Genomic DNA, 12,524 nt, shown 5'->3' with positions numbered 1-12,524 from the left:
TCCCTTACTGCTGGAATGGTTTTTCTTAAGCTATTGTTTTAAATGTGAATATCGATTTATCTTCTGGCGGGGTAGGACAACGTGAAGTGGTGTAGTCGCACAGTGCTGTGAGAGAAGGCTTACAAAGCCAATGGAAAGGTGGAAAGCCGCGGGAAAACGCAGAGAGGGAAATCGGTTCAAACCCGATGAAGAGAGGATCATAACCGGATACGCTGAATTTCTCCGGGCCCAAAATAGGACGGGGCGCAACCTAAGTTGCGCCCCTTGTTTCTACGCTAAGCAATCCCGCCTAAATTCGTGCCACTCCCTGGCCCGTCCCTGCGTACTGTTTGCCGTTCCTGGCGTCTTCCCTGGCCTCGTCCCTGGGCTTCCCTGTAACCGAAGTTACTCATCTCCGTATGACGACAACGTCCTGTTGCCGATCGCCTTCCATCCTGGAGGTGTCCAATGTCGTCCCTGGCAATTGTCATCCTGACCGGTTGAGCGAGATCTTCCATTCCGACTCCCTGTCAGAAAGGTTCCTTCGCTCCCCGCTTATTCCGATTGGTTCCGACTCCCTGTCAGTACCTGGATTTCAGCTGGGCGCCTTTCCCTCGACACAGGCACATTGTATCCCGAGTCCGATTCGGAACAAGGCTCATCCTACAAACCCCACAATTCCCGCAAAATCCCAACGGAGATCACATTGATTCAAGCTGTTGATTAATATGTTATTTAACATTTATGCGCAGTCTATCCCTGCTTTGCTCAACATGGATATCTCACACCCGTGTGAGATATCTCTTACAAGATACCGGGCCTTTGTCCGCATCACGCTCGATTCAGGCTGCCGTATCGCGCTTAAAATAGAGCCTGCCCAAAACCCCATTCGAGTTAATTTCACCAGTGGATTCAAAGCCCTGAGATTCAAATAGGGTGCCATGTTCAGGCTGATAGACGTAGGCAGCGAGGTTTTCATGGTGCTCATTGGCCAGGTTCACTATGGCCTGTAACAACAGGCGTCCATAGCCCCGCTGCTGATAGTTGGGCGCAATGGCAATAAACTGCAGCAGCGAAAAGGGGCTGGCTGGCGTCAGGTCCACCAACGCTTCTTCCCGCGCCATCCACTGCCGGGCTGAACCCCATCCCGCCCCCAACGCCATCTTAAGGCGCCAGTTCCAAAAACGGGTCTGCCCTTTGGGGTAGCTGTGGTCGAGCAGCGCAGCAATGCCCACCAGAGTGTCGCCAATAAACAGCCCAACCAATTTCTGATTCTGTTGCCATAGCGCCTGCAACTCCTCACGAATAGCAGCCCGCAGGCGCTGTTCATAGTCACTGGCGGGTAACGTGGAGCGAAAGAAGGGATCGTCTTTATAGGCGTTCAACAACACCGACGCGGCCACCCGCAGGTCTTCCGTCTGCAGAAACGCCATCTTGGGTGAAGAGCAGGATTCATTGGCCAATTCCATGGCGACTCCTTTGCGGTGAGCTTGACCTGGCTAAACATCGAACAAACACTAGTCAAAAAGCAAGCTCGGAGCGAACCTATGGACACCACTCCCCATGATTTAAGCCACCTGTTTGCCCAATTGGGCCTGGATGGTCAACCGGAACGGGTCGATGCCTTTATCCGCCAGCATAAACTCGGCCGCCACGAACGGTTGGAGGAAGCGCCCTTCTGGAACGAGAGTCAGCGGGCCTTTTTGAGGGAGGAGCGGGCCAGGGACGCCGAATGGAGTGAGACCATCGACGTCCTGGACACCTTACTGCGAAACTAGGTTACAGGCGGACGGCATTTTCCAGGGCAGTATTGCCCCAACCGGTCACGGCCCCGTTGGTCAGCACAATCGGGGTGCACTCGTCTTTGGTGGTTTTGCTGTCCCCACGGGTCCGGTGAGTGCGGTAATACAGCACCTGAACCTGGTCTTCTTGCTGCTGATACAGCTCGTTGAAGTCTGCGGTGCCCATAATGCTGCGCACGTCGCTCAGCGCCATGCCCAACTCAATCTGTTCCAGCTTGCGACGATTGCTGTCCTGCTTTTTCTCCCAATCGGCGCTGGACTGAGCGTCCCACCCCTTATCACCGACAGCAATGACACAACCGCTCAAAGGGCCAGCCAGGGTTACCGCCAGAATGGCCGCCAAAGTCACCTTCTTGTTCATTTCGATTTCCTTATTGCTCTTTGATGGGACGCCGTTAACAAAGCAGCCATCATGCCACATTTTATTAACCTTACTTTTCAGTGACTTAATGTTATATGCTGGCGCAAGCGTGGGCGATAAGGCAAACTTTTAGTAAATCCGACCACCCTTTGAGATCTCGATGGACGACACGCTTCGCCGTGCCCTGACTCTGCTGACGGAGTCCGGCAAAACCGCCACCCTGGCCCAGCTAAAAGCCAGGGTGGGCGCTCAGCGCTACCCCATGCCTGTGCTGATCCAGGCGTTACAGCAATGGAAGGTGGCGCCACAACCCCTGCATGAGGAGGTGGCGCCGGAGCCGCAGGCCAGGGTTGCCGGAGCGCCCAGCAACGCTGAACTTCAGCAGCAGATTGATGACCTGCGCCAACAAGTGGCAGAACTTCGCGATCAGCTGGCTGCTCTTAAGCCGCGTTAAGATCCGCGCCCTGGCGCTTCAGCCAGCGGCCAAATACCACCAGGCCCAGGGTGCTGACTAATCCCACGCCCCCCATCACGTACCATACCGTGCCAACGGCGTTCGCCTGGTACAGGGCCTCCCGCACCACCGCCTCAGACTGGCCACTGAGGTGAACGAGGTGGGCGAAGGCTTCACCAGCCGGGATCTCTGCCAGTCGCGCCGCGCCCACACCGTGCTCCTGGGCCAGCGCTTCCCGCGCCAGGGTCTCGCGAGAGCCGGTCGCATCATAGAGGCGGGGCCCCACCAGGGTTTCCGCCACCCAGCCGATGCCATAAGGCAGCTCTTTGAAGCCCAGGTACATCGCCTTTTTGTCCGGCGGTGCGATATTGCCGATGAATTTGCTGCTGGTGGGGCTGGCCAGCATTTCGCCGGAGCTGAAAATCACCACCGCCAGCACCACCAGCCAGGCCAGGTGGGAAGCGCCCAGTAACAGCAGCCCCATGGCGCACAGACCAGTACCGAAGATCAGTGATGGCACCGTGCCAAGACGGCCCGCCAGCCCGGCGTAGAGAAAACACACCAGCATAATCAGGCCGAAGTTGACGTTCATGATCCCTTCCGGCAGTACTCTGGTGCCTTCCGGGTCCATCGCCAACAAACCTCGCCACAGCGCGCTGGGGCTGCCATCACCAAACAGGGTGGTGACAATGGCCGTGGTATCCACCCAGTCGCGCACGTACACCGGCAGCACGTCAAACAGGGCCATAAACATAAACCAGAAGCCGGAGAACACCAGCACATAGCGGATCAGGTAGGGCTGCTGGATCTCCCGCCAGGCATCGCGCCACAGGCTCCCCTGCTGACGGGGCTGGCGAAGGCGCTCCTCTTTGCCCGGCTCCTTGTAGGTCAGCAACAGGATAAAGTTGAGCAGGATGATGGCCGCGCAGCAGTAGAACAGCTTGTCCCAGGAGAGGATCCGCAGCTGCGCCGCCAGCAACGGGCCGATCCAGCCACCAATATTCACCATCTGGTAGAACACGCCCCAGGCCATGGCGGAGTTATCGGGACGACTGCATTTCACCAGAGTGCCCTGGATGCCGGGTTTGAAGATGCCGGTGCCGAAGGCCAGCAGGGCCGCCCCCACCAGAAATCCCCAGAACGAGGGGAACCACGCCATCACCAGGTAGGCAAACGCCTTGAACACCGTGGCCAGAGCGATGGTTTCCTTGTAGCCCAGGCGATCCGCCAGACCGCCGAAGAACACCGGCACAAAGGACTGGAACAGGGCCCAGGCCAGCAGCACATGACCGAACTGGGTCATGGTCAGCCCCAGCCCCCCATCGGACACCGCATCGGTGGCGTAGATCGGTGCCGTGGTTTTCACCCCGTAGTAAGCCAGGCGCTCAACCAGCTCCATGCCGCCGACCACCCAAAAGACGTAACCCAGGCTGGCCAGTGCCGCCCAGATCCCCAGTCGACGACCGTGATCCAGCGTCGGATTTTCTGCATTCATCCGTGAAACCTTTTCCTTTTTATATTTTATACAAACCATACCGGGATCACGGAAAATGGCAAGGGCAGGCCCCGGCAGCGGCGCGGGAGCAGGCCGGTTTGGCGGAATCCCGGGGCACCGCTATACTGGCGCCCCCACAATGAGGAGTGCCCTGATGTACCTGGTTGAGATCCGTTTTGAATGCTTTGCTGACACCACCCTGAGTGCGGTGGAGCGGGCCATTAATGGCCTGATGGAGGCGTGGCGCCATAACGGTCAACTGCTGGGCAGGGAGTTCCCGCTGGTGCAGAACGAGGCGGAGTTCCGGCTCCGGGCGATGTGCCCGGAGAGCGACAGCCTGCACAGCCGTTTTCATTCCGACTGGGCCCGCGAAGCCCTGGCGGCCCTGACCGATGCCAAGCTGTTGCAACCCCGGGTCAAGATGCTGGGTCGTGACATCAACTCCGAAGCCAGTGCCGACGCGGTGCCTACCGACTGGCAGGTGCTGTACACCACCTATGTTCACAGCTGCTCGCCCCTGCGTGACGGCAACACCATGATGCCGGTTCCACTGTACCGCCTGCCCGCCACTTTTAACGGTGACCATAAGGCGGTGGTGAAGTGGCAAACCGAGTGGCAGGCCTGCGATGAACTGCAGATGGCCGGCAGTGGCCAGGTGGAGTTTGCCGCTCTGGCAGAGATTGCCGACCCGCAAAGCACCCTGTTCCGTCGGGGCTGGGATCTGCGCGGTCGCATTGAGTACCTCACCGGCGTGCCGACTTACTACTACCTGTACCGGGTTGGCGGCGAAAGCCTCGAAGCCGAACGGGCCCGTCCCTGCCCCCGCTGCGGTAATCCGGAGTGGGCACTGGATGAACCGCTGCACGACCTGTTCTACTTCAAGTGCGACGCCTGCCGCATCGTCTCAAACCTGTCCTGGGACCTGCACTGAGGCTTCGACCAAAGTCGACTTACACTGGCGATTTTTTGCGCGCAGGTTGAGACACTCTCAACCACGTACAAGGACGCGCCATGATCTACGCCAAGCCGGGTACCGAGGGTGCCCCGTTCCAGTTCCAGTCCCGCTATCACAACTACATCGGTGGCCAATGGCAGCCACCGAAGTCAGGCCGCTACTTCAACGCCATCAGTCCGGTGGACGGCTCCGTCATCGCCGAGGTGGCCCGCTCCGATGGTGACGACATCAACCTGGCGTTGGACGCCGCCCACGCCGCTCAGGCCAGCTGGGGCAAAACCTCCGTCACTGAACGCGCTAACCTGCTGCTCAAGATCGCCGACCGCATCGAACAGCACACGGAAACCCTGGCCTACGTGGAAACCTGGGACAACGGCAAAGCGATCCGGGAAACCCTGAACGCTGACCTGCCCCTCTGTATCGACCACTTCCGCTATTTCGCCGGTGCCATTCGCGCCCAGGAGGGCACCGCTGCTGACCTGGACGCCAATACCGCCGCCTACCACTTCCATGAGCCCATCGGCGTGGTGGGGCAGATCATCCCGTGGAACTTCCCGCTGCTGATGGCGGCCTGGAAACTGGCCCCGGCCCTGGCCGCAGGCTGCTCGGTGGTACTGAAGCCCGCGGAGCAAACACCGGTATCGATCCTGGTTCTGATGGAGCTGGTCGGTGACCTGCTGCCACCGGGGGTGGTTAATGTGGTCAACGGCATGGGCGAGGAGGCGGGACAAGCGCTGGCCAGCTCCGACCGCATCGCCAAGCTGGCCTTTACCGGTTCCACCGAGGTGGGGCGTCACATCATGCGCTGCGGTGCCGACTCGCTGATCCCGGTCACCCTGGAGCTGGGGGGCAAATCCCCCAACATCTACTTTGAAGACATCATGAACCAGGGGGACGCCTACCTCGACAAGTGTCTGGAGGGGCTGTTGCTGGGCTTCTTTAACCAGGGTGAGGTGTGCACCTGCCCGTCCCGGGCGCTGGTGCATGAGTCGATCTACCCCGAGTTTATGGAGAAGCTGCTGGCCCGGGCCAAGACCATCCGCCAGGGCAATCCGCTGGATACCGACACCCAGGTGGGGGCGCAGGTGTCCCAGGAGCAGTTCGACCGCATTCTCTCCTATATGGAGATCGCCAAAGCGGAAGGGGCCGAGTTCCTGCTCGGCGGCCAGGCCGCCCAACTGAGTGCCGATCTGGCCGGCGGCTTCTACGTCCAGCCCACCCTGCTGAAAGGCACCAACGACATGCGGGTGTTCCAGGAGGAGATCTTCGGCCCGACTCTGGGCATCACCACCTTCCGTGACGAGGCGGAGGCGCTGGCCATCGCCAACGACACCAGCTACGGCCTGGGCGCCGGAGTCTGGACCATGGACCAGAACCGTGCCTACCGCATGGCCCGGGGCATTGAAGCCGGACGGGTGTGGGTGAACTGCTATCACCTCTACCCCGCCCACGCCGCCTTCGGTGGCTATAAGCGCTCCGGCATCGGCCGGGAGACCCACAAGATGGCCCTGTCCAACTACCAGCAGACCAAAAACCTGCTGATCAGCTACGACCCCAACCCCCTCGGGTTCTTCTGACCCAAGCAAAACGGGAGCCCTTCGGCTCCCGTTTTTTACTCGTTCAGCGACGTCCGCCCGGCCAAAGGTGGCCCAACATGGTCTTTACCCGCTCGCCAAATGAGGGAGTGAGGTAACTGCCGTGAAGGTACGCTGAATTCGTTTAGAGAATCAGTACAATTCATTCTCATGCTGAGGCAATGGCAATGATATCCGGCTCCTAGCAACTGCATAAGAACACAATACTGAGGTACATTGCCACTTATCGGCAGTGTTTGACTAAAAACAATCGCCTGGTCATTAATGCTGCATATAATTATTATTCAGCAGAAAGAAAAACAGTACGAATAAATTCATACTGTTTTATCATTTGAAAACCAACACCTTAATTCAACATATACCCTTGTTGCAACCCCGGAAAATACTCCCACAAAAAAGGCTCTAACAAAGTCTAATTCACCTTCAGATATAAACATCTGATAAATTATAGACCCTAGCAATGCGAACGCGGATGTCTTTATTATCAAGTGCATTAATATCTCATATACATTTGTCGTTGTGCTGCTCTATGTGCGGCACCGCCCCATGAATTAAAGAATGAGTTTATTCCCTCCGCCCCACCGATAGCGTCATATATATAGTTTCCAATGATACCTCCAATGATCCCTCCAACCACAGGATTCCCGCCAGCTACCATCACTAATTCATCACTAGTCATTTCCTTTAATTTGTTAACGTTCATATCAAATCTCTCCATTTATTTTACGCCATATTTTAGGCGCAATTAGGAACCTAACATCACATGATATTGATTACGAATTAATACCGATTAAGTTTGATGATGTTTATTTAAGATTTTGATTAACAACTTAAACTAGACTTGAATGTTGAGAGTCATGACCATATAGTTCAGGGTGAAATATCCATAACGACTTAAGAGCATCCGGTAGAGTACAGAAGCTGTAGCTCAGGTTGGCACCTCTGGTGTGCCATTCATCAACAATACACTCTTAGCGACAAGGTTCTAAGCAAAATGGGAGCCCTTCGGCTCCCGTTTTTTACTCGTTCAGCGACGTCCGCCCGGCCAAAGGTGGCCCAACATGGTCTTTACCCGCTCGCCAAATGAGGGAGTGGGGGCCGGGGCTGCGGCGGGGGGCTCCGGCAACTGGGTGACCGGCGCCATCATCGCCAGCAACGCCGCCAGCGAGTCGGCCACCTGTTCAGACGGCGCTTCGCCAGGCAACTCCAGCCAGACACTGCCATCGTCGTTGTTGAGCACCAGCATCCGCTCCTCCACCACACCAATAAACAGCGTCGGCGCCTGCTTCAGCTTCTGCTTCATCAGCAGATGGCCAATCAGGTTCTCCTGCAGAAACTGGAAATCCTCATCGCACCACACCTGCAACAGTTCACCACGGCCAAAGGGCGCCTCAAAATAGAGGTTGCCGGCATAGAAATGGCCATACAGGTCGGTCAGGGCGGGATGCAGGGTCAGCTCCAGGGCCTGCGCTACGTTATCGAAACCGGCCACCGTTTCCCGACGGCGGGCCTGCCACAGGGCACGGCCCTCTGCGTCGCGGCCGGTTTCTGCCGGGCCGCTTTCCGGCTTATCACTGACCGGATGTTGACCCAGGGCCTGCTGCCAGCTGGTGAAATAACGTTGATGAAAGGCGTCCAGGGCCTCAACAGACATGTGCGTGCGCTCAGTTGGGGTACAATAGGGCCATAGTGTGCCAGAAAACCCGAGTATCATGTCACATCACGACCCTTACGCTGGCGCGGATGCGCTCAAAGGCCTGACCCTGGGCCAGAAAACCGAATACCAGGATCAGTACGATCCCAGCCTGCTGCAACCGGTACCGCGTTCGCTCAACCGCGACGCCATCGGCCTGACCGATGCCCTGCCCTTCAGCGGCGCCGACATCTGGACCGGCTACGAGCTGTCCTGGCTCAATGCCAAAGGCAAACCGATGGTGGCCATTGCTCAGTTTGTGCTGCCCGCCACCAGTGCCAACCTGGTCGAATCCAAGAGCTTTAAGCTCTACCTCAACAGCTTTAACCAAACCCGCATCGACTCCGTGGAACAGCTCCAGCAAACCCTGGCCGCTGACCTGTCCGCTTGCGCCGAGGGCGACGTGCAGGTCAGCCTGGTGCTGCCCAGCGAGTTCCGTCACCAGCCGCTGGCCGAGCTGGAGGGTGAGCTGATTGATGACCTCGACATCGAGATCGCCGATTACAGCTTTGAGCCTGAGCATCTGGCCGGGGCGGCCGACGCCGACGGTGAGGTGGTGGAGGAGACCCTGCGTTCTGACCTGCTGAAATCCAACTGCCTGATCACCTCCCAGCCGGACTGGGGCAGTGTGCAGATCCGTTATCGCGGCCCGAAGATCAACCACGAAGCCCTGCTGCGCTACCTGATCAGCTTCCGTCGCCACAACGAGTTCCATGAACAGTGCGTTGAACGCATCTTTATGGACCTCAAACGCTTCTGTTTCTGCCAGCAGCTGACGGTCTACGCCCGTTATACCCGCCGCGGCGGCCTCGACATCAATCCGTTCCGCTCCGATTTTGAAGCGCTGCCGGACAACGTCCGGCTGGCACGCCAGTAAACAAAAAGGGCACCTTGCGGTGCCCTTTTTTTCAGCCAGTGCGCCGGTAGCCCGGCCCACTGTCGAAGCTGGCTTTGATCTCGTTGTAGGTGAGGAAGTAGGTTTCCATGCCGAACAGGTCGAGGCTCGGGATCACCCCTTTGCTGACAAACATCTCCAGCACCGAAGGGAAGGGATCCGCCAACACCACTTCCCGGCTGTAGATGGCCGCCAGTCGCACCAGGTCCAGATAACCAACCTCCTGGGTCTGGAAGCTGAAATCCGCCCAGCGGTGCACCACCTCAATCAGCTCCTGATCGAAACCCCACTCCAGCAGCACTGAGCGGCCAATCGGCGCTTTGAGCAGCTGAGTGATGCGGCGCAACTGTTCACGTTCTGCAAACAGCTCAGGCTTCAGTTCTGCCTGCTCCAGCACGGGCAGCGCGCCGATATTGTGGATCAGCGACGCCAGCAGCAGGGTATCGGCTGAGAGCGCGCGCAGGTTTCCGAGTTCATGCTGACAGGCCAGAATGGCACTGGCGCAGGAGGCCACTTCAACATTGAAGCGCCAGATCTCGTCCATCAGGTCCCAGGTCATGCTGCGGGAGGTGCGAAACAGTTGCTGCATGGCCGCCGCCACCGCCAGATCGCGGGTGCGATGCAACCCCAGTCGGGTGACCGCAGCAATCACGCTGGTAGACTTGCTGACACCACCAAAGGCGGCACTGTTGGAGAGGCTGACGATGCGCGCCGCCAGGGCCGGGTCTTTACTGATCTCAGCGGAGAGCTCCGACAATGAGCAATCGGGCTGACGGGCCATCTCCCGGACGCCGATGGCGACTTCAGGCAGGCTGGGCAACACCAGCTCACCGCTTTTCACTTTCCCTAGTAGCTGCACCAGCAGCGCATGATCCGTTGACATAGCCTTCTCTTGTACTCGTTCCTTGAGCGTAGTGCTCCGGTATGGGCGTGGCTGGGAACCGCACCCTCTTCCACCTTGTCTACATTTGCAACAGGGCAGGGCCGGCAGTAGAATTGCCGCCCGCTATGAACCCCTTTGAGGCCACCATGTTTAAACCCGAACTGCTTTCCCCTGCCGGGACCTTGAAAAACATGCGCTACGCCTTCGCGTACGGCGCCGACGCCGTATACGCCGGCCAGCCCCGCTATAGCCTGCGGGTGCGCAATAACGACTTCAATCTGGAGAACCTGGCGACGGGTATCCAGGAAGCCCATGCTCTCGGCAAAAAGCTGTACGTGGTCTCTAATATCGCCCCTCACAACGCAAAGCTTAAAACCTTTATCAAAGATTTAACACCCGTTGTGGAAATGAATCCTGACGCCCTGATCATGTCCGACCCGGGCCTGATCATGATGGTGAAGGACAAATGGCCGGACGTGCCGATCCACCTCTCTGTGCAGGCCAACGCCATCAACTGGGCGTCGGTGAAGTTCTGGCAGAAACAGGGCATTGAGCGGGTGATCCTGTCGCGGGAGCTGTCCCTGGACGAGATCGAAGAGATCCGCATGCAGGTGCCGGAGATGGAGCTGGAAGTGTTTGTCCACGGCGCCCTGTGCATGGCCTACTCCGGCCGTTGCCTGCTGTCCGGTTACATCAACAAGCGTGACCCCAACCAGGGCACCTGCACCAACGCCTGTCGCTGGAAGTACGACGTCCACGAAGCCAAAGAGGACGAGTCCGGTGATGTGGTTGCCGTGCAGCCCGAGGTGCAGATCCAGCAGCCGACCCTGGGCGAGGGCCCGGCCACCGACCGCATCTTCCTGCTGCAGGAGGAGAACCGTCCGGGCGAATACATGCCGGCGTTTGAGGATGAGCACGGCACCTACATCATGAACTCCAAGGACCTGCGTGCCATCCAGCACGTGGAGCGCCTGGCCAAGATGGGCGTGCACTCCCTGAAGATTGAGGGTCGTACCAAGAGCTTCTACTACGTGGCCCGTACCGCCCAGCTCTACCGCAAGGCGATTGACGATGCCGCGGCGGGCAAGCCGTTCGACCCGAGCCTGATGCACAGCCTGGAGTCTCTGGCTCATCGTGGCTACACCGAAGGCTTCCTGCGCCGTCACACCCACGACACCTACCAGAACTACGACTACGGCTATTCCGTGTCCGACAAGCAGCAGTTTGTGGGTGAGTTTACCGGCGAACGCAATGCCCAGGGCCTGGCCGAAGTGCTGGTGAAAAACCGTTTCGAAGTGGGCAACCACGTGGAACTGATGACCCCGCAGGGCAACCTCAACCTGACCCTGGGCCACATCGAGTCCCGCAAAGGTGAGTCGGTGGATGTGGCGCCGGGTAATGGCCACACCATGTACCTGCCGCTGCCCCAGGAACTGGACCTGTCCCACGCCATCCTGATGCGCAATCTGGACGAGGGCCAGACCACCCGTAACCCGCTGGCGAAGGAAGTCTGATATGGCGCTGGTGATCCTCGACAGCTGCATCAACTGCGACATGTGTGAGCCGGAGTGCCCCAACGCCGCCATCACCATGGGCGAGGAGATCTACGAGATCGATCCGGACCGCTGCACCGAGTGCGTCGGCCACTACGATAAGCCGACCTGCATCAGTGTCTGCCCCATCGACTGCATCGAGGTGGACCCGGAACACGTTGAAGACCCGGACACCCTGATGGCCAAGTACCTGATCCTGACCGGGAAAGCCTGACAACAAAAAGGCAGCCAATTGGCTGCCTTTTTTCATGCCTTACCACAGCCCTTTCTGCTTCACCTTTCGGGCCTTCTCCAGCTGCGCTTCCAGTCCGGGCTCCGGGGCCACTTCCGGCACCCCGACCGGGGCCATGCCTGCCATCTGTTCCGACAGCGCGGTCAGGGCCGCCAGAGTGCGGGCCTGACCCGCCTGCAGCGCCGCCAGCCCTCCCAGCAATGCGTCATTGTCCGGCGCCTCAGCACCACTGCCCTGCTGGCGCAACAACGCCTCGACAATGGGGCTGGGGTCCAGGGTGGGTGCGGTGGCCATCAGGGTGCTGAGTTTCTGCCACTGGGCCGCGGACAAGCCCGGCTCCGGCCGCAGCTCCACCCCCGCCCCGGCCGCCAGCGCCACCAGTTGCTCAGCACCGGCATCGCCGTCCAGAGCCTGGGCCAGCAACGCCGGCAGGCGCGGTGCCAACTGATGCAGAAACAGGCCAGACAGGTAGATCTGGCGATGGAAGTCGCCCCGTCTCTGGCGCTGAACCTCGGAGCTCTCGGCCCGCTCCTGCTCCGCCTGCTGCCAGGTTTTCAGTAACTGAACCGCACGGGCGTCGGCTTCCGACCCCTCCGGCGTGAGGGAAAAGCTGCAACTCACACGCAT

Annotated in this window: 14 protein-coding genes; 7 read left to right on the top strand and 7 right to left on the bottom strand. The window is 58.9% G+C overall.

All coding sequences use genetic code 11. The features are described 5' to 3' along the window. Positions 1-821: 821 nt before the first annotated feature. Positions 822-1,448 carry a GNAT family N-acetyltransferase gene (locus FBAL_RS04880; RefSeq protein WP_013344455.1) on the bottom strand — a complete coding sequence of 209 codons (627 nt, stop codon included), beginning with the start codon at positions 1,446-1,448 and terminating at the stop codon, positions 822-824. Positions 1,449-1,526: 78 nt separating this feature from the next. Between FBAL_RS04880 and FBAL_RS04875 the strand changes: the two genes are divergently transcribed. Continuing rightward, on the top strand, positions 1,527-1,757 hold the full coding sequence (locus FBAL_RS04875; RefSeq protein ID WP_013344454.1) for a DUF2789 domain-containing protein: 231 nt from the start codon (positions 1,527-1,529) through the stop codon (positions 1,755-1,757). A gap of 1 nt (position 1,758) precedes the next feature. On the opposite strand, the gene FBAL_RS04870 is transcribed toward FBAL_RS04875, so the two are convergent. Further along, positions 1,759-2,142, bottom strand: a complete 384-nt coding sequence (locus FBAL_RS04870) for a DUF3192 domain-containing protein (protein ID WP_013344453.1) — start codon at positions 2,140-2,142, stop codon at positions 1,759-1,761. A gap of 160 nt (positions 2,143-2,302) precedes the next feature. On the opposite strand from FBAL_RS04870, the gene FBAL_RS04865 reads away from it, so the two are divergent. Beyond that, positions 2,303-2,596 carry a hypothetical protein gene (locus tag FBAL_RS04865; protein WP_013344452.1) on the top strand — a complete coding sequence of 98 codons (294 nt, stop codon included), beginning with the start codon at positions 2,303-2,305 and terminating at the stop codon, positions 2,594-2,596. On the opposite strand, the gene FBAL_RS04860 is transcribed toward FBAL_RS04865, so the two are convergent. Further along, positions 2,583-4,091: an MFS transporter gene (locus FBAL_RS04860; protein ID WP_013344451.1), complete on the bottom strand. Its 1,509-nt coding sequence runs from the start codon at positions 4,089-4,091 to the stop codon at positions 2,583-2,585. The genes FBAL_RS04865 and FBAL_RS04860 overlap by 14 nt on opposite strands. A 154-nt stretch (positions 4,092-4,245) precedes the next feature. On the opposite strand from FBAL_RS04860, the gene FBAL_RS04855 reads away from it, so the two are divergent. Both FBAL_RS04855 and exaC read left to right on the top strand, forming a co-directional pair. Then, positions 4,246-5,022, top strand: coding sequence for a Zn-ribbon-containing protein (locus tag FBAL_RS04855; protein ID WP_013344450.1), 777 nt, complete (start codon positions 4,246-4,248; stop codon positions 5,020-5,022). 80 nt (positions 5,023-5,102) lie between these two features. Beyond that, positions 5,103-6,623, top strand: coding sequence for an acetaldehyde dehydrogenase ExaC (gene exaC / locus FBAL_RS04850; RefSeq protein WP_013344449.1), 1,521 nt, complete (start codon positions 5,103-5,105; stop codon positions 6,621-6,623). Positions 6,624-7,134: 511 nt separating this feature from the next. On the opposite strand, the gene FBAL_RS04845 is transcribed toward exaC, so the two are convergent. Together FBAL_RS04845 and syd are read right to left on the bottom strand one after the other, a co-directional pair. Further along, positions 7,135-7,344, bottom strand: a complete 210-nt coding sequence (locus tag FBAL_RS04845) for a hypothetical protein (RefSeq protein WP_041251187.1) — start codon at positions 7,342-7,344, stop codon at positions 7,135-7,137. Positions 7,345-7,668: 324 nt separating this feature from the next. Then, complete coding sequence (syd, locus tag FBAL_RS04840) at positions 7,669-8,295, bottom strand: SecY-interacting protein (protein ID WP_013344448.1); 627 nt, start codon at positions 8,293-8,295, stop codon at positions 7,669-7,671. A 55-nt stretch (positions 8,296-8,350) separates the two neighbouring features. Here syd and queF point away from each other — a divergent pair, with 55 nt between their 5' ends. Next, on the top strand, positions 8,351-9,211 hold the full coding sequence (gene queF, locus FBAL_RS04835) for an NADPH-dependent 7-cyano-7-deazaguanine reductase QueF (RefSeq protein WP_171814288.1): 861 nt from the start codon (positions 8,351-8,353) through the stop codon (positions 9,209-9,211). 31 nt (positions 9,212-9,242) lie between these two features. Here queF and FBAL_RS04830 read toward each other — a convergent pair whose 3' ends face one another. Next, complete coding sequence (locus FBAL_RS04830; RefSeq protein ID WP_013344446.1) at positions 9,243-10,112, bottom strand: HDOD domain-containing protein; 870 nt, start codon at positions 10,110-10,112, stop codon at positions 9,243-9,245. Between the two features lie 146 nt (positions 10,113-10,258). On the opposite strand from FBAL_RS04830, the gene trhP reads away from it, so the two are divergent. Continuing rightward, positions 10,259-11,626 carry a prephenate-dependent tRNA uridine(34) hydroxylase TrhP gene (gene trhP / locus FBAL_RS04825; protein ID WP_013344445.1) on the top strand — a complete coding sequence of 456 codons (1,368 nt, stop codon included), beginning with the start codon at positions 10,259-10,261 and terminating at the stop codon, positions 11,624-11,626. Between the two features lies 1 nt (position 11,627). After that, positions 11,628-11,879 (top strand): YfhL family 4Fe-4S dicluster ferredoxin, encoded by a 252-nt coding sequence (locus tag FBAL_RS04820; protein WP_013344444.1) that lies wholly within the window; start codon positions 11,628-11,630, stop codon positions 11,877-11,879. Positions 11,880-11,918: 39 nt separating this feature from the next. Here the strand turns inward: FBAL_RS04820 and FBAL_RS19500 are convergent, their stop codons facing one another. After that, positions 11,919-12,524: a plasmid partitioning/stability family protein gene (locus FBAL_RS19500; protein ID WP_013344443.1), complete on the bottom strand. Its 606-nt coding sequence runs from the start codon at positions 12,522-12,524 to the stop codon at positions 11,919-11,921.

It is taken from the genome of Ferrimonas balearica DSM 9799, from assembly GCF_000148645.1.
Lineage (GTDB): Bacteria > Pseudomonadota > Gammaproteobacteria > Enterobacterales > Shewanellaceae > Ferrimonas > Ferrimonas balearica.
This window is presented reverse-complemented; position numbering and strand designations above follow the sequence as displayed.